14 protein-coding genes are annotated in these 16,392 nt (G+C 72.2%); 11 read left to right on the forward strand and 3 right to left on the reverse strand.

What is annotated here, in order from left to right; all coding sequences use genetic code 11:
- The first annotated feature begins 1 nt into the window (after position 1).
- Positions 2-1,081, forward strand: a complete 1,080-nt coding sequence (locus FHU28_RS02660) for an inositol-3-phosphate synthase (protein ID WP_184680514.1) — start codon at positions 2-4, stop codon at positions 1,079-1,081.
- 66 nt (positions 1,082-1,147) lie between these two features.
- Here the strand turns inward: FHU28_RS02660 and FHU28_RS02665 are convergent, their stop codons facing one another.
- Complete coding sequence (locus tag FHU28_RS02665) at positions 1,148-1,627, reverse strand: methylated-DNA--[protein]-cysteine S-methyltransferase (RefSeq protein WP_184680516.1); 480 nt, start codon at positions 1,625-1,627, stop codon at positions 1,148-1,150.
- A gap of 67 nt (positions 1,628-1,694) precedes the next feature.
- Between FHU28_RS02665 and FHU28_RS02670 the strand changes: the two genes are divergently transcribed.
- The 4 genes from FHU28_RS02670 to FHU28_RS02685 are packed head-to-tail and all read left to right on the forward strand — an operon-like array spanning position 1,695 to position 5,406.
- A complete protein-coding gene (locus FHU28_RS02670) occupies positions 1,695-2,204 on the forward strand; it encodes a SigE family RNA polymerase sigma factor (protein ID WP_376700608.1) in 510 nt (169 codons plus the stop codon).
- Positions 2,201-3,301, forward strand: a complete 1,101-nt coding sequence (locus FHU28_RS02675) for a TolB family protein (protein WP_184680522.1) — start codon at positions 2,201-2,203, stop codon at positions 3,299-3,301. Before FHU28_RS02670 ends, FHU28_RS02675 begins: the two co-directional genes overlap by 4 nt.
- A 32-nt stretch (positions 3,302-3,333) precedes the next feature.
- Positions 3,334-3,876, forward strand: coding sequence for a hypothetical protein (locus tag FHU28_RS02680; protein WP_073831146.1), 543 nt, complete (start codon positions 3,334-3,336; stop codon positions 3,874-3,876).
- A gap of 21 nt (positions 3,877-3,897) precedes the next feature.
- Positions 3,898-5,406, forward strand: coding sequence for a flotillin family protein (locus FHU28_RS02685; protein ID WP_184680525.1), 1,509 nt, complete (start codon positions 3,898-3,900; stop codon positions 5,404-5,406).
- 64 nt (positions 5,407-5,470) lie between these two features.
- On the opposite strand, the gene FHU28_RS02690 is transcribed toward FHU28_RS02685, so the two are convergent.
- Positions 5,471-7,510, reverse strand: a complete 2,040-nt coding sequence (locus FHU28_RS02690) for a S8 family serine peptidase (protein ID WP_184680535.1) — start codon at positions 7,508-7,510, stop codon at positions 5,471-5,473.
- Between the two features lie 182 nt (positions 7,511-7,692).
- Entirely contained in the window at positions 7,693-9,153 is a 1,461-nt protein-coding gene (locus FHU28_RS02695; RefSeq protein ID WP_184680538.1) for a CCA tRNA nucleotidyltransferase, read from the reverse strand.
- 132 nt (positions 9,154-9,285) lie between these two features.
- On the opposite strand from FHU28_RS02695, the gene murJ reads away from it, so the two are divergent.
- The 6 genes from murJ (at position 9,286) to trxA (ending at position 16,279) form a co-directional block, all read left to right on the forward strand.
- Positions 9,286-11,034 carry a murein biosynthesis integral membrane protein MurJ gene (gene murJ / locus FHU28_RS02700; protein WP_184680540.1) on the forward strand — a complete coding sequence of 583 codons (1,749 nt, stop codon included), beginning with the start codon at positions 9,286-9,288 and terminating at the stop codon, positions 11,032-11,034.
- Positions 11,035-11,442: 408 nt separating this feature from the next.
- Entirely contained in the window at positions 11,443-13,053 is a 1,611-nt protein-coding gene (locus FHU28_RS02705) for a protein kinase family protein (RefSeq protein ID WP_184680543.1), read from the forward strand.
- Between the two features lie 43 nt (positions 13,054-13,096).
- Positions 13,097-13,831 carry an RNA polymerase sigma factor SigM gene (gene sigM / locus FHU28_RS02710; RefSeq protein WP_184680545.1) on the forward strand — a complete coding sequence of 245 codons (735 nt, stop codon included), beginning with the start codon at positions 13,097-13,099 and terminating at the stop codon, positions 13,829-13,831.
- Entirely contained in the window at positions 13,828-14,787 is a 960-nt protein-coding gene (locus FHU28_RS02715) for a hypothetical protein (protein WP_184680547.1), read from the forward strand. The genes sigM and FHU28_RS02715 overlap by 4 nt, the downstream gene beginning before the upstream one ends.
- A gap of 176 nt (positions 14,788-14,963) precedes the next feature.
- Complete coding sequence (trxB, locus tag FHU28_RS02720) at positions 14,964-15,917, forward strand: thioredoxin-disulfide reductase (protein WP_184680549.1); 954 nt, start codon at positions 14,964-14,966, stop codon at positions 15,915-15,917.
- 38 nt (positions 15,918-15,955) lie between these two features.
- On the forward strand, positions 15,956-16,279 hold the full coding sequence (gene trxA, locus FHU28_RS02725; RefSeq protein WP_030499495.1) for a thioredoxin: 324 nt from the start codon (positions 15,956-15,958) through the stop codon (positions 16,277-16,279).
- The last annotated feature ends 113 nt before the right edge of the window (positions 16,280-16,392 follow it).

The raw sequence follows: 16,392 nt of genomic DNA on the forward strand, positions 1-16,392 counted from the left end.
TATGGGCTCCGTCCGCGTCGCCATCGTCGGTGTGGGTAACTGCGCCTCGTCCCTGGTCCAGGGCGTGGAGTACTACCGGAACGCCGACCCGAACGACCGCGTCCCGGGTCTCATGCACGTCACCTTCGGCGACTACCACGTATCCGACGTGAAGTTCGTCGCGGCGTTCGACGTGGACGCCAAGAAGGTGGGCATGGACCTCGCGGAGGCGATCGTCGCCAGCGAGAACAACACGATCAAGCTGTGTGACGTGCCGCCGACCGGCGTCACCGTGCAGCGCGGCCCGACCTTCGACGGTCTCGGCCAGTACTACCGCGAGATCGTCGAGGAGTCGGACGCCAAGCCGGTCGACGTGGCGCAGGCGCTGCGCGACGCCCAGGTCGACGTGGTCGTCTCCTACCTCCCGGTGGGCTCCGAGGAGGCCGACAAGTTCTACGCCCAGGCCGCGATCGACGCCGGCTGCGCGTTCGTGAACGCCCTGCCGGTCTTCATCGCCTCCGACCCGGAGTGGGCGAAGAAGTTCACCGACGCCGGCCTGCCGATCGTCGGCGACGACATCAAGAGCCAGGTCGGCGCCACGATCGTGCACCGCGCCCTGGCGAAGCTCTTCGAGGACCGCGGGGTCGAGCTGCTGCGCACGTACCAGCTCAACTTCGGCGGCAACATGGACTTCATGAACATGCTGGAGCGCACCCGCCTGGTCTCGAAGAAGATCTCGAAGACCCAGTCGGTGACCTCCCAGATCCCGCACGAGATGAGCAAGAGCGACGTGCACATCGGCCCGTCCGACCACGTGCCGTGGCTGGACGACCGCAAGTGGGCGTACATCCGCCTGGAGGGCCGCTCCTTCGGCGACACCCCGCTCAACGCGGAGCTGAAGCTCGAGGTGTGGGACTCGCCGAACTCGGCCGGTGTCATCATCGACGCCGTCCGGGCCGCGAAGATCGCGCTGGACCGGAAGATCGGTGGCCCGATCCTCTCCGCCTCCTCGTACTTCATGAAGTCCCCGCCGGAGCAGTACGCCGACCACGACGCGCACGCCGCCGTCGAGGCGTTCATCGCCGGCGAGATCGAGCGCTGACGCGCTGACGCACAGCAGTAAGGAAGGCCGGGTCCGCGCGGACCCGGCCTTTCTTCTTCGCGTACGTCAGGACCAGGCGCGCCGCAGCGCCACGGAGGCCTCCAGCTCCAGCAGCGTCACCTTGCGCGGCAGCCCGCCGCCGAAGCCGACCAGCTTGCCGCCCGCGCCGACGATCCGGTGACAGGGCACGATCACCGGCACCGGATTGCGGTTGCAGGCCACCCCGACCGCCCGCGCCCCGCCCGAGTCGCCGACCGCCTTCGCCACCTCGCCGTAGGTCTTCGTCTCCCCGTACGGGATGCGGGTCATCTCCCGCCAGACCGCGCGTTCGAACTCCGAGCCGCGCGGGGCCGACACCGGCACGGTGAACTCGGTCAGCTCACCTGCGAAGTACGCCCGCAGCTCCGCCACCGCCAGCCGCGCCACCTCGTCGCCGGGCTCGTCGGTCGCCCCGTCCACCCGGCCGAAGTGCGCGCCGCGCACCGCGCCGTCGTCGGTGCCGATGGAGAACTCCCCGATCGGCGAGGCGAGCACAGTCCAGCGCATGCCTCCCATTGTCGCGCGGTGGGCAAAGATTTCCCCGCCCCGGGCGTCTCAGATGCGGAGGTGGACGGTGGCAGAGGTCGACGGGGAGTTCACCGCGTTCGTCAACGAGCGGGGAGCGGCCCTGCTGCGGGTCGCGTACGCGCTGGCCGGCAGCCAGCACGCGGCGGAGGATCTGCTGCAGAACGCGCTGGCCAAGGCGTACGTCCGGTGGCCCCGGATCCACGGCGACGCGGAGCCGTACGTGAAGCGGATCCTCTACCACGACCAGGTCTCCGGCTGGCGGCGACGGGCGCGGCGTGCGGAGGTGCCGGTAGCCGAACTGCCGGAGCGACCGGCCGCCGGCGACGACAGCGACCTCCGGCTGCTGGTGCGGGACGCGCTGCGGGCGCTGCCGCCGCGCCAGCGCGCCGTGCTCACCCTGCGCTACCTGGAGGACCTGAGCGTCGAGCAGACGGCCGCGCTGCTCGGCTGCCGGCCCGGCACCGTGGCCAGCCAGAGCGCCAAGGCGCTGGCCCGTCTCCGGAAGCTGGTGCCGGGGCTCGACGGACTGACGAACCGGACGGAGGTGACCCGATGAGCACGTCGCTGGACGAGACGCTCCGGACGGCCGTACACGATCTCGCCGACGGCGCCGCGCCCGCTCCGGACCTGGCGTCGCGCGCGCTCTGCCGAGGCCACCGGCTGCGCCGCCGCCGGCGCGTGGGCACTGCTGCTGCCGCGCTCGTCGCGGTGGTCGCCGTGGCGCTGCCGTTCGTCCTGCTCCGTCCGCGCCCCGCCCCGCCGCCGACCGCGCCGCCGGTCACCGTCGACCCGTCGCCGGTCGTCCGGTCGGCGCCCGGACCGGACTGGGCGGACCGGCCGCTGGTGCTGCCCGGCGACTGGGTGGTCACCGGCACGCGGGCGGGGGCGGGCGCCGCCGGGCCGTCGTACCTGCTCGACCGGGGACGCGGCCGGTACTTCGGCAACAGCCGCTACGACGCCGTCCTGCCCGCGCCCACCGGTTCGCTGGTGGCGGTCTGGGACGACGACCGGCCCCGGCAGGTCGGCCTCGTCGACCTGGTCGGCGGCACCACCCGCTGGTACGAGCCGGGCCGCGCGCTCGGCTCGCCGAGCTGGTCGCCGGACGGCCGCAGCCTGCTGTTCACCAGTAATCGGGTCGGTCACCCCGGTTTCGTCGTGCTGAGCGTCGACGGCACCACGCGATCCCACGCCGTCGACACCGCCCGCTACCCCTGCACCGACTCGTGCTTCTTCCTCTGGACCCGCGACGGGCGGGAGGTGCTGCTCCAGCAGACCGACCCGAACGGTCCCCGGTCCGAGGCGGTCCGGCACCCCCGGCGGGGCGTCCAGTTCTTCGCCGCCGACAGCGGCCGGCCCACCCGCTTCGAGCCGCTGCCGGGCGACCCGGCCGGGCCGTGGGCCTGGTCACCGGACGGGAGACTGGTGGTGGTGCAGGGGCAGCAGGAGCCGCTGCTCGTGGAGGCGGCGACCGGCCGGGTGGTGAACCCGCTGCCGGTGGCCGACGTCGTCTGGGTCGGCGACGACCGCCTGCTCTACCGGCGGCCGTACGGATCGCGGGACTTCGTGCTCGCCGACACCACCGGCCGCGAACTCGTGCGTCAGCCGTTGCCGAAGGACCTCTTCCTCGCCGAGGTGACGATCGCGCCGCGCTGACCCGGGCGCTGAACGTCCGCCGAGCGAAGTGGATGTTGCACGGCGTCGATACCGTGCAGGTCATGGCCACCGGGACGCTCATCTTCCTGATCATCGGCGGGGTCGGTGTGGGCGTGCTGACGCTCGCCCTGCTCGGCTCGGGAGTGCTCCACCTCGGCCAGCCGGACGTCGACGGGCCGGTGTCGCTGGAGGCGGCCGCCGGGTTCACCGGGGCGTTCGGCTTCGGCGGCGCGATCGTCAACGAGCTGCTCGGGGGGCGTACCCCCGGAATGATCGCGGCGGCGGTGGCCGGCGGCGCGCTCGCCGCCGTGCCCACCGGCTGGCTGGCGGCCCGGCTGAGCCGCGCGGCCCGCAACATGCGCACCGACGCCACCCCCACCCGCGACCACCTGGCCGGCGCGATCGGCCTGGTGGTGACGCCGATCCCCAGCGGCGGCTACGGCGAGGTGCGGGTGCGCCTCGCGGGCCAGCCGGTGAAGCTCAACGCCCGCGCCGACGGGCCGCTCCCGGTCGGCGCCCGGATCTTCGTGGTCGAAGCACTGAGCGAGACCAGCGTGCACGTCGAGACCTACTGACACCAACAGACAGGAATGCCCATGCCCCTGCTCGTCGCCATCGGCGGCGCGGTTCTCCTCGCCGTCGTCCTCGTCCTGTTCGTGCTGTCCCGGATCAAGGTGGCCGGGCCGAACCAGGCGTTCATCGTCACCGGCCGCAAGGGCCGCACCACCCAGTCCGCCGACGGAGCCCGCTCCACCGACATGTCCGGGCAGAAGGTCGTGCTCGGCGCCTCGGTCTTCGTTTTGCCGGTGGTCCAGAAGCTCCAGTCGCTCGACCTGTCCAGCCGCCGGATCGACGTCAGCATCCGGGGCGCGGTGAGCAAGCAGGGCATCCGCACCGAGCTGCACGGCGTCGCGATCGTCAAGGTCGGCGGCACCGAGGACGCGATCCGCGCCGCCGCCCAGCGCTTCCTGAACCAGCAGGAGGAGATCGACAACTTCACCCGGGAGGTGCTGGCCGGCGCGCTGCGCTCGATCGTCGGGCGGCTCACCGTCGAGGAGATCATCCGGGATCGGGCGGCGTTCGCCAGCGCGGTCGCCGAGGAGGCCGAGCACTCGATGACCAACCAGGGCCTGGTGCTGGACACGTTCCAGCTCCAGGACATCTCGGCCGAGGGCTCCTACCTGCAGGACCTGGGCCGTCCCGAGGCCGCCCGGGTGCTCAAGGACGCGGCCATCGCCGAGGCGCGGGCCCGCCAGCAGGCCGAGCAGGAGCGGCTGCTCGCCGAGGAGGCGATCGCCGAGGCGAACCGGAACCTGTCGCTCAAGCAGGCCGGAATTCAGGCCGAGATCGACGCGGCGAAGGCGAAGTCGGCGGCGGCCGGGCCGCTCGCCCAGGCCGAGCGGGACCAGGCGATCCTCTCCGAGCAGCAGAAGGTGGCCGAGCGCAACGCCGAACTGAAGCAGCGTCAGCTCGACACCGAGGTGCGCAAGCCGGCCGACGCGGCCCGGTACAAGGTCGAGCAGGAGGCCGAGGCGGCCCGCAACGCCGCGGTGCTCCACGCCGACGCGCAGCGGCAGGCGACCATCGCCGCCGCGCAGGCCTCCGCCGAGCAGGCCCGCCTCACCGGTGAGGGCGAGCGGGCCCGCCGGGCCGCGCTGGCCGAGGCGAACGCGATCGAGGGCGCCAAGGAGGGTGAGGCGGAGCAGCGCCGGCGTTCCGCGATCGCCGAGGCGGTCGAGCGGGAGGGCCAGGCCGAGGCCGCGGCCATCCTGGCAAAGGGTCAGGCCGAGGCCGACGCGATGGCCCGCAAGGCCGAGGCGTTCGCCGCGTACGGCGAAGCGGCCGTCCTGGACCTGCTGGTCAAGGTGCTGCCCGAGGTGGTCGGCGCGGCCAGCGCCCCGATCGGCGCGATCGACAAGATGACGGTGATCTCCACCGACGGCGCGTCGTCGCTGACCAAGTCGGTGGCGGGGAACGTCGCCCAGGGTCTCCAGCTCGGCAGCGACCTCACCGGCATCGACCTGGCCGGGCTGCTGGCGCGGCTGGGCAGCAGCGCGCAGAGCAACGGCAAGAACACGGTGGGCGGCAGCACCGTCAGCGCGTGACGAACGACGGCGCCCGCCGGATCTCCCCTCGGGGAGCCGGCGGGCGCCGTTTCGGTGTGGCGGGTCAGAGCGCGGTGAAGACGAACTTCTCGCCGGTGCTCAGGCCCAGGGTCTCGCTGTCCCAGTCGATGACGCGGCTGGCGATGAGCTGGCTGCCCCCGGTGGCGCCGGCGGTGACTGCCTTGCCGTTGGCGTTCGCCCGCAGGTAGACCGAGCCGTCGGTGTTGTAGTCGAGGAAGTCGAAGACCTCCCAGGCGTCGATCACGGTGGATTTGGCGATCAGCGCCCGGTTGCCGCCGGCGTCCGCCGTGACGAACTGGTTGTTGGCCAACGCGCGCAGGGCGAAGAACCCGTCGCCCACGCTGACGACCTCGTACCTCTCCCAGGCCCCGACGGTCGCGGACCGGGCGATCAGCGGCCGGGTGCCGCCGCTCTCGGTGGTCACGTAGTTGCCGTTGGCCACCGCCTTGATGGCGACCACCGAGGGCGCCGCGTCGAAGTCGAACTTCTCCGCCGCGCCGATGGTGGTCTTGCTGGCGATCAGCGGGTTGGTGGTGTTCGAGGCGGTGACGTACTTGCCGTTGGTCACGGCCTTCAGGCTGACCGAGCCGTCGGTGTTCGTGACGATCTGGAACTTCTCCCAGTCGCCGATCGCGGCGGACCGCGCGATCAGCGGCCGGTTGCCGCCGCTCTCGGCGGTGACGAACAGGTTGTTCGTCACCGCACGCAGGCCGTAGTAGCCGTTGCCGGCGTCCACCACGTCGTACCGCTCCCAGGCGCCGACCTCGGTGCCGCGGGCGACCAACGGCCGGTTGCCGCCGCTCTCCGCCGTCACGTACAGGCCGTTGCCGCGGGCCTTGAGGCCGTACGACTCGCGCGCCACCACCGCGTCGCCGACGTGCAGCAGCCGGTCGGGCGAGCCCATGGTGTCGTGCACCGCGCCGCTGACGCTCGTGCTCACCACGGAGTCGCGCACCTGCTGCGGCGTCCAGCCCGGGTGCGCCTCCAGCAGCAGCGCCGCGGCGCCCGCGACGTGCGGGGAGGCCATCGACGTGCCGTTCATCGTCTCCGTGCCGGCGGCGGTGCCGGCCTTGGCCGAGACGATGCCGGTGCCCGGCGCGAAGGTGTCCAGGCAGTTGCCGTAGTTGGAGAACCAGGCCCGGAAGTCGATCTGATCGGTGGCGCCGACGGTGATGGCCGCCGGCACGCCCGCCGGGGAGGCGCCGCAGGCGTCCTGCATGCTGTTGCCGGCCGCGACGGCGTAGGTGATGCCGGAGGCGATGGAGCGGGCGACCGCGTCGTTCACCGCCTGGTCGACGCCCTCGAAGCCGAGGCTCATGTTGGCCACCGACGGCCCGGTGGCGTGCGAGGTGACCCAGTCGATGCCGGCGAGCACCTGCTCGCTGCTGCCGCCGCCGTCGCAGTCGAGCACCCGCACGGCGACGAGCGCGACGTCCTTGGCGACCCCGTACTTCGTGCCGCCGATCGTGCCGGCCACGTGCGTGCCGTGCCCGTCGCAGTCCTGGGCCACGTCGTCGGACTCCACCGCGTCGTAGCCGTTGCTGGCCCGGCCGCCGAAGTCCTCATGGTCGATGTCGATGCCGGTGTCGATGACGTAGGCGGTCACTCCGGCGCCGGTCGCCGGGTAGGTGTACTTCCCGTCGGTCTTCGGCCGGGCCTGGTCGATCCGGTCCAGCCCCCACGGCGGGGTGGTCTGGGTGCCGGTGGCCTGGTAGCGCTGGACCTGCTGCACGTAGGCGACGTCCGGGTCAGCGGCGACGCGCTCCGCCTGCCGGCGGTCCATGCCGGCGGAGTAGCCGGACAGCGCCTTGCCGAACACCCGCCGTACCGACCCGCCGTGCTCGCCGGCGAGGGCCGACGCGGTGGACTTCACCTTGGCAGGGCTGGCCTTGCCGTCCTTGAGTACGACGATGTAGCGGCCGGGTACCGCCTCGGCCGTGTCGGCGCCCCGGACCGGGGCACGCTTCGGGCCGGCCGGGTCGGCTGAGGCGGCGCCGCCGGTGGCGGCGCAGATGATGGAGGTCGCGGAGGTGAGGGCCAGCCCCACCAGCGCGGAGCGGCGCAGCGCGCCATGACGTGACACTGAATGTTCTCCCCGTGTCCAGCGGCCGTCCCTTGGGGACGGGCGGATGTGATCAGGACAGCCGTACCCGTCGATCCGGGCGGCTGATGATGACCATCATCATGCGGGAGACATCGACTGACACGCGTCAACCTTTCGGTCGACACGCCGCCGTATCGTCGTTGAGCGTCCCGGCCGGGAGATCAGCCGGTGATGCCCTCGTCGCGGGCCCAGCGCAGCAGCTCCGCCTCGGCCTCGTCGCGGGCCAGCGGCCCGCGCTCCAGACGCAGCTCCTTGAGGTGCTGCCAGGCACGGCCGACCACCGGCCCCGGCGGCACGCCGAGCAACTCCATGATCGCGTTGCCGTCCAGGTCCGGCCGCACCCGGGCCAGGTCCTCCTCGGCGGCGATCCGGGCGATCCGCTCCTCCAGCGCGTCGTAGTCGGCCGCGAGCTGCGCGGCCTTGCGCCGGTTGCGGGTGGTGCAGTCGGAACGGGTCAGCTTGTGCAGGCGGGACAGCAGGTCGCCGGCGTCGGTGACGTACCGGCGCACCGCCGAGTCGGTCCACTCGCCGCGGCCGTACCCGTAGAAGCGCAGGTGCAGGCCGACCAGCTTGACCACCTGAGAGGTGATCTCCTTGGAGTAGCGCATCGCCTTCATCCGGGCCTTTGTCAGCCGGGCCCCGACCACCTCGTGGTGGTGGAAGCTGACCCGGCCGTCCGCGCCGACCGCCTTGGTGGCCGGCTTGCCGATGTCGTGCATGAGCGCGGCCATCCGCAGCACGAAGTCGCAGCCGTCGGTCTCCAGCGACATGGCGTTGCTGACCACCGTGAGCGTGTGCTCGTAGACGTCCTTGTGCTGAGCGTGCTCGTCGATGGTGAGCTTCAGGCCGGTCAGCTCCGGCAGGAAGCGCTCGGCCAGGCCGGTGTCGACGAGCAGCCGCAGCCCGGTGATCGGGTCGGCGCCGCAGAGCAGCTTGGTGAACTCGTCCCGGATCCGCTCGGCGGTGATCCGGTCGAGGTCACCGGCCATTCCGGTCATCGCCTCGCGGACGTCCGGGTGGACGGCGAAGCGGAGCTGGGCGGCGAACCGGGCCGCGCGCAGCATCCGCAGGGGGTCGTCGCGGAACGACTCCTGCGGCGTGCCGGGCGTACGAATGATCTTGGCGGCCAGGTCGGCCAGCCCGCCGTACGGGTCGGTGAACCGGTGGTCGGGCAGGCTGACCGCCATCGCGTTGACTGTGAAGTCGCGGCGCTTCAGGTCTTCGGTCAGGCTGGTGCCGTACTGCACCACCGGATTGCGGCTGACCTGGTCGTAGACCTCGGCCCGGAAGGTGGTGATCTCCAGGTTGAGGCCGTCGCGCTGGCAGGCGATGGTACCGAACTCGCGTCCGGTCTCCCAGATCGACTCCGCCCAGCCACGGATCACCTTGACCGTCTCGTCCGGGTGGGCGTCGGTGCAGAAGTCGAGGTCGTTGCCGAGCCGGCCGAGCAGCGCGTCGCGGACGGATCCGCCCACCAGGTGCAGTTCGTGACCGGCCTGGGCGAAGCGCCGGCCCAGCTCGTCGGCGACCGGTGAGACTCGGAGCAGTTCGGCGACGGCGTTGCGCTGCGCGGCGGTCAGCTCGCGGCTGTCGGCGGCGTGGGAGGCGGAGGCTTCGGACATGGGATCGCCAGCCTATCGGGCCGGGGGTGGATCGACCGCGCCGGGCGCGGGTAACGGGCGGAGGTTGACTAAGGTTCCGGTTGGGCGGGGCCGGCCGGACCCGGTTGCGACGTACCCCTTGGAGGCTGGCAGATGAGCGGCGGGCTCTACCGCAGCGCGAACGCGCACGGCGGCGGCCTGCCGCCGGACGACGGCGCGACCTTCATCTCCGCCGAGCCGCTGAACCAGCCGGCCGTCGAGGCCGTCGCGCCCCCGCAGGAAGTGGTCGCCGAGACCAGCGCCGCGGCGAACAGCGCGGTGATGGCCGTCGGCAGCCTGGTCAGCCGGGGTACGGGCTTCATCCGCAACCTGATGATCGGCGCCGCGCTCGGCACCATGGTCGGCGACGCGTTCACCACCGCCCAGTTCCTGCCCAACCAGGTGTACGAGTTCCTGCTCGGCGGCGTGCTGACGAGCGTCCTGGTGCCGGTGCTGGTTCGCCGTCGCAAGATCGACGCGGACCGGGGCGAGGCGTACGCCCAGCGCCTGCTCACCCTCGCCGTGCTGGCCCTGGCCGCGACGGCGCTGATCGCTGTGGTGCTGGCCCCGGTGCTCACGGCCCTGTACGCGGCCGGCAGCGACGACCCGGCGTACACCACGCTCGTCACCCGGCTGTCCTACCTGATGCTGCCGATGCTGTTCTTCACCGGTATCAGCGCGTTGATCGCCGCGGTGCTGAACACCAGGGGGCACTTCGCCGCCCCGATGTGGGCGCCGATCCTCAACAACATCGTCTCCATCGGCACGTTCGGCCTGTACATCGTCGTCTACAGCGCGAAGGCGCTGCCGCCCGGCGAGGTGGGCTGGGACCGGATCCTGCTGGTCGGCGGCGGCACGCTGCTGGGCGTGGCGGTGCAGGCGATCGGCCTGCTGCCGGCGCTGCGCAAGGTCGGCTTCCGGTGGAAGCCGCGGTTCGACTTCCGCGAGCTGGGGCTGCGCGAGCTGGCCCGGCTCGGCGCCTGGATGTTCTGCTACGTCGCGGTCAACCAGCTCGGCCTCTTCGTGGTGGTCAACCTGCTCAACCGGGCCACCGGCGGCGACGGCGAGAACGCCGGCCTGCTGATCTACAACAACGTCTTCCTGCTGCTGATGATGGCGCACGGCATCATCGCGGTCTCGATCATCACCGCGCTGATGCCGCGGATGAGCGCGGCCGCCGCCGAGAACCGGTTCCACGACGTCACCGCCGACCTGTCCCGGGGCACCCGGATGGTCACCGCGGTGCTCGCGCCCATCGCGGTCTGCTACGCGGTGCTGGCCGCCCCGATCTCGGTGGTGGTGTTCCGGTACGGCGCGTTCACCGGCGACAACGCGGTGGCCACCTCGACGGTGTTGCTGGTGGCGGCGCTCGGCCTGGTGCCGTTCGCGGTCAGCCAGCTGTTCACCTTCGCGTTCTACGCGCTGCCGGACACCCGTACCCCGGCTCTGATCAACATTCCGGTGGTGGCGCTGCGCGTCCTGCTCCAGGTGGGCCTGTTCCTGATCTTCTCGAACACGTTCGCGGCGGCCGGGATGATGCTCGGCAACGCCGTGTCGTACCTGGCGGCGGCGATCATCTCGGCGGTGCTGCTGCGGCCCCGGGTGGGCCGGATCGGGCTCGGCGGGATCATGCGCACGCTCGGCCGGGTGGTAGTGGCGGCGCTCGGCGCCGCGCTGGTCGGCCTGCTGGTGGTCGCGGTGCTTCCCGGCGACCCGGCGAGCCTGAGCTGGCTCGCCGCCGCGGTCCAGCTGGTGATCGGCGGCGCGGCGATCGCCGCCACCTACCTCGGGCTCGCCATGGTGCTGCGGATCGGTGAGATCACCGAGGTGGTCGGGATGGTCCGGCGGCGCCTCGGGCGTTGACCCCCTCGGTGACCGAGGGTCAACGAGGATCACCAGCCTGGGGATACGGCTGTGGATAACTTGGAATTCCCCCGTCCACTGGGCCTCTCGGCCTGTGGACAACCAACCGTAAGGACGAGGGAGCGCAGGCCGGAGTGGGGAAACCACCCGGGCGGCACACCGGTACGCCCCTGTGCCGCCTCCTTGCCGTCAACCTTTAGATTGGCGGTGCGTGTCCGGCTCGCCCACCGGGTCGGCGGGCGGCCCGGCCGGGGCCCGTGGTTGTCTGGCTTCCGGCCGGTCACAGCGGGAAGATGACATGTCGGAGAACCGGGCATCCCGGGTAAGGTCGCTCTCGACGGGTACGACCGGGTCGACGCGGCTGTCGAGCCGGCCGGCCGTTCCACCGAAGGCAGAGCGGGAAGCCACATGCCCAGCAGCACGGGTCCATCGATCGACACGATCACCGAGGGAGGACGGGTGACCCAGGTCGGCGAGGGTCAGGAAGCGGAGGAGACCTCTCCTGCGGTCGCGACCTTCGGTGCTCCCACGGTCGGTGAGCTGCTCGCCGAACGGTACGAGCTGGTCGAGCACATCAACAACGACAGCGCCGGCCGGCTGGTCTGGCGCGGCGTCGACGTGGTGCTCCGCCGTCCCGTCGCGGTGATCCTCCGCTACCCGGGTGGCGACTCCGCCACCGAGATGCTTCAGGCCGCGGTCGCCGCGAGCCGCGTCATCCACCCCAACCTGGTCGGCGTCTACGACGCGATCGACGAGGACGACCGTGCCTACGTGGTCCGCGAGTGGGTCGACGGGCAGTCGCTGCGCGAGCTGGTCGCCGCCGGCGGGCCGTTCGACCCGGCCCGGGCCACGGCGATCGGCAACGCCGTCGCGAGCGCCCTCGCCGCCGTGCACGCCACCGGCATGGTGCACGGCAACGTGCACCCCGGCACCGTGATGGTCAGCGACGACGGCCGGGTGGTCCTTGCCGACGCGCGTACCGACGGGGCGGACAGCCAGCAGAACGACCTGCGTGCGGTCGGCGGGGTGCTCTACTTCGCCCTGACCGGGCACTGGCCGCACGGCGAGGCCCCGCTGCACGGCGCCACCGCCGGGCACGGCCGCGCCGCCCTGCCGGACGCGGTCCGGGACGCCGCCGGCGCCATCGCCGCGCCCCGGCAGGTGCGTGCCGGCGTGCCGGCCTACCTCGACGACCTGACCATGGACCTGCTCGACCAGGAGATCGACCCGCCGGCGTCGGACGTGCTGGCCGCCGAGCTGAGCCGGCTCGACATCCCGGCCGACGAGCAGTTCCTGGAGCAGGCCGGGCCGCTGCGTTTCACCGCCGAACCCGGCGAGGAGCCCTCGCCGCTGGCCGCGGCCGGCGGGCGCAAGGTCGCCATCGGCATCGCCGGCCTGCTGGCTGTCGCTCTGGTCGGGCTGCTCATCGGCATCAACGCGCTCGGTGGCGAAGACGGTGACAAGGAGCCGGTCGCCCAGCCGTCGAACAGCGCGCCGGCCAGCGCCGGAGGTGGCGACGAGCCCGCAGCGCAGGTCCGCAAGCTGACCATCCAGGACGTACGGATCATCGACCCGGACGGCGACCGCGCGGAGGTGCGCAACGCCGAAAAGGTCATCGACGGCGACGACGACGAGGGCTGGGAGACCAACACCTACCGGACGAACGCCAAGTTCGGCGGCCTCAAGAAGGGCATGGGCGTCTGGATCGACCTGGGCGCCCCGCACACGATCAAGCAGCTGGAGGCGACGCTGTCGGCCACCGGCGCCACGGTCGAGCTGCGCGCCGGCGTCCGCGGCGACTTCCCGTCCAGCTCCGCCGGCGACAAGCAGCTCGTGAACGCCTACTCGACGCTGATCGGGCCGCCGAACGAGAACGGCGGCACGAAAATGATCTTCGACAATTTCGACGCCGACAAAAAGTACCAATACCTCCTCTTCTGGATCACCAAGCTGCCCGTGAAGGACAGCGGCACCACCTGGAAGCTCGGCGTCCAGGAGATCACGGTCCAGGGCTCGTGACCCGTCGGCCGCACCCGCCGCGCCACCTCCGCCGGATGTGGTGATGGCGGATCGCGGCGGGCGTACCCCGGACGCGGCGACCGGCGTCGGCCCGCAGCCCGGCCGCTCCGACCTGGACCTGCTCCGGGCCCACGTGGAAGGCGACCGGGACGCGTTCACCGACCTGTTCCAGCGGCACCGTGACCGGCTCTGGGCGGTGGCGCTGCGCACGATCGGCGACCGTGAGGACGCCGCCGACGCCCTCCAGGACGCCATGCTCTCCGCCCACCGCGCCGCCGCCCGGTTCCGGGGTGACTCGGCGGTCACCACCTGGCTGCACCGGATCGTGGTGAACGCCTGCCTGGACCGGATCCGGCGGCGGCAGACCCACGCCACCGTCCCGCTGCCGGACGGGGTGCACACCGACGGCGAACCGGGCCGGCACACCGGCGGGCGGGAACCGGCCGCGCCGTCCCGCGACCACGACACCGCGCTCGTGGTCCGGCAGGCCCTCGCGGCGTTGCCGGCGGAACAGCGGGCCGCGCTGGTCCTGGTGGACGTCCAGGGCTATCCGGTGGCCGAGGTGGCACTGATGCTCGGCGTCGCCGAGGGGACTGTGAAGAGCCGGTGCGCCCGGGGTCGGGCGCGGCTCGCCGTCCGGCTCGGGCACCTGCGGACCGGCTCCGACTCCCCCGCGGCCGACGTGCCGCGGGTCACCTCCGGGAACCGACGGGGCCCCGAGGGCGTCGGATCCTCGTCGGGAGCGTCCCGTCAGGCCGTCAGCCAGGAGGAGCCGTGACTTCCCGGGAGTTCAGCGAGGTCGACCACGACCTGCTCGCCGACTACCTCGGCGGGGCGCTGGACGGCACCCCCGAGCAGGCGACAGTGGCCCGGCTGGTCGAGCAGGACCCGGCGTGGCGGGTCGCGTACGAGACGCTCGCCGAGGCGGTCGACCTGGTACACGCCGACCTGGCCGGCTGGGCGGCGGCGCCCGCGCCGGAGATGCCCGTGGCGGTGGCCGACCGGATCACGGCGGCGCTCGCCGGAGCCGGGCCCGCGCCCGGTCCGGCCGCGCTGCGCGACGGTACGCCCGTCGTACCGGCTCAGGCCGGCGGCGCGTCCCGCCCGCCCGGCACCGCGTCGCGTCCCGATCGGCACAGCGGCCCCGGTCGTCGTCCCCGGCGCTGGGCCCGGATCGCCGGCCCGGTGGCCCTGGCCGCGGCCTCGGTCGCGGCGGTCGGGCTCGGCGTCGGCCGGCTGGCCGACCTGGGCGACGGCGGTACGGCCGACCGCGCGGCCGGGGAGGCGGCGCCGATGGCCGCCGCCGCGCCGTACCGGACCACCGGACCGGCCCTGCGCAGCGGCACCGACTGGACGCCGGAACGCCTCGCCGCCGACCGGGTGCCCAGCGGGGCGAAGTCGATGCCGCAGGACATGGCCGGTCCCTCCGGCGCGGGGCGGGAGAACGGCCCGGAGATACCCCTGTCCAGCGACAAGTACCGCGTCAGCGCGCTCGAGCTGGACCGGCTGGCCCGGCCGGAGACGCTCGCCGCGTGCCTCACCGCGATCGGCGCGGAGCACGGCGCGACCCCGCTCACCGTCAACATGATCGACTACGCCCGGTACCAGGGCGCTCCGGCGCTCGTGGTGACGTTCGCGGACGCGACCGGCGCCCGCTGGGGCTGGGCGAGCGGGCCGAAGTGCGGCGTACCCGGGTCCGGCGCGGACACGCGCTTCCGTACGCGGGTAGGGTGAAAACGCGGTCATCACGCATGTCCCGCCACGTGACCTGACCCACCGGATGACCGGCTCGGGAATCCCCGCTTCGTACGATGACGTTCTGCAAGTCAGGCGCCGGCGCCGCTGAGCCGTCGGCACTCGGGATCGACATCGGTGCGGCCGGTGACGAACACACACATCGGGAGACGGCAGTGGACGAGGTCCGCAACCTGATCATCATCGGCTCCGGTCCGGCCGGCTACACGGCTGCGGTCTACGCCGCACGCGCCAACCTGAAGCCGCTGGTGATCGAGGGCGTGCAGTCGGGTGGCGCGCTGATGACCACCACCGAGGTGGAGAACTTCCCCGGTTTCGCCGACGGCATCCTCGGCCCCGAGCTGATGGACAACATGCGCAAGCAGGCCGAGCGTTTCGGCGCCGAGTTCCTCACCGACGACGTGACCCGCGTCGAGCTGAAGGACACCGGCGAGATCGGCTCCGACGCGGTGAGCACCGTGTGGGTGGGCGAGACCGCGTACCGTGCCCGCGCCGTCATCCTCTCCACCGGCTCCGCCTGGCGGCCGCTCGGTGTGCCCGGCGAGCAGGAGTACCTCGGCCACGGGGTGTCGTCCTGCGCCACCTGTGACGGCTTCTTCTTCCGCAACCAGCACATCGTGGTGGTCGGCGGCGGCGACTCGGCGATGGAGGAGGCCAGCTTCCTCACCCGGTTCGCCGAGTCGGTGACCATCATCCACCGCCGCGACTCGTTCCGCGCCAGCAAGATCATGGCGGACCGGGCGCTGGGCAACGAGAAGATCAAGGTCGAGTGGAACTCCGTGGTCGAGGAGATCCTCGGCGACGACGGCAAGGTCAACAGCGTGCGGGTACGCAACGTGCACACCGGCGAGAGCAAGGTGCTCGACGTCACCGGCGTCTTCGTGGCGATCGGTCACGACCCCCGCAGCGAACTGTTCCGCGATCAGGTCGAGCTCGACGACGAGGGGTACGTGAAGGTCGAGGCGCCGAGCACCCGTACCAGCGTGCCGGGCGTGTTCGCGGCCGGTGACGTGGTCGACCACACCTACCGGCAGGCCATCACGGCGGCCGGCACCGGCTGTGCCGCCGCGCTGGACGCCGAGCGCTTCATCGCCACCATCCAGGGCTGAGAGTTCGACGAGCAAGGTTCGGAGGAGGAGAGTTCATAGTGGGAGCAACCAAGGCGGTCACTGACGCGAGTTTCGTCAGCGACGTGCTGCAGTCCGACAAGCCGGTCCTGGTCGACTTCTGGGCGGAGTGGTGCGGCCCGTGCCGCAAGGTCTCGCCGCTGCTGGAGGAGATCGCCGGCGAAATGAAGGACCAGGTCACCATCGTCAAGCTCAACATCGACGAGAACCCGGAGACGGCGCGCGCCTACCGGGTGATGTCGGTGCCGACGCTGACGATCTTCAAGAACGGCCAGCCCGTCCAGTCGATCGCCGGCGCCAAGCCGAAGGGCGAGTTGCTCAAGCTCATCGAGTCGGCGCTCTGAGCCGTACCGACAGCGCCGGAACCCCCGTCACCCAGCCCGGGTGACGGGGGTTCCGGCTTTCCTGACCTGCATGAACACGAACCCGCTGGGTACCGGTCACGGTACGCTCCGTA

It is taken from the genome of Micromonospora echinospora (assembly GCF_014203425.1).
GTDB lineage: Bacteria > Actinomycetota > Actinomycetes > Mycobacteriales > Micromonosporaceae > Micromonospora > Micromonospora echinospora_A.

Coding starts and splice junctions, on each gene's coding strand:
- FHU28_RS02660 (WP_184680514.1), top strand. CDS start 2: ATGGGCTCCGTCCGCGTCGCCATCGTCGGTGTGGGTAACTGCGCCTCG.
- FHU28_RS02665 (WP_184680516.1), bottom strand. CDS start 1,627: ATGCGCTGGACTGTGCTCGCCTCGCCGATCGGGGAGTTCTCCATCGGC.
- FHU28_RS02675 (WP_184680522.1), top strand. CDS start 2,201: ATGAGCACGTCGCTGGACGAGACGCTCCGGACGGCCGTACACGATCTC.
- FHU28_RS02680 (WP_073831146.1), top strand. CDS start 3,334: ATGTTGCACGGCGTCGATACCGTGCAGGTCATGGCCACCGGGACGCTC.
- FHU28_RS02685 (WP_184680525.1), top strand. CDS start 3,898: ATGCCCCTGCTCGTCGCCATCGGCGGCGCGGTTCTCCTCGCCGTCGTC.
- FHU28_RS02695 (WP_184680538.1), bottom strand. CDS start 9,153: ATGTCCGAAGCCTCCGCCTCCCACGCCGCCGACAGCCGCGAGCTGACC.
- murJ (WP_184680540.1), top strand. CDS start 9,286: ATGAGCGGCGGGCTCTACCGCAGCGCGAACGCGCACGGCGGCGGCCTG.
- FHU28_RS02705 (WP_184680543.1), top strand. CDS start 11,443: ATGCCCAGCAGCACGGGTCCATCGATCGACACGATCACCGAGGGAGGA.
- sigM (WP_184680545.1), top strand. CDS start 13,097: ATGGCGGATCGCGGCGGGCGTACCCCGGACGCGGCGACCGGCGTCGGC.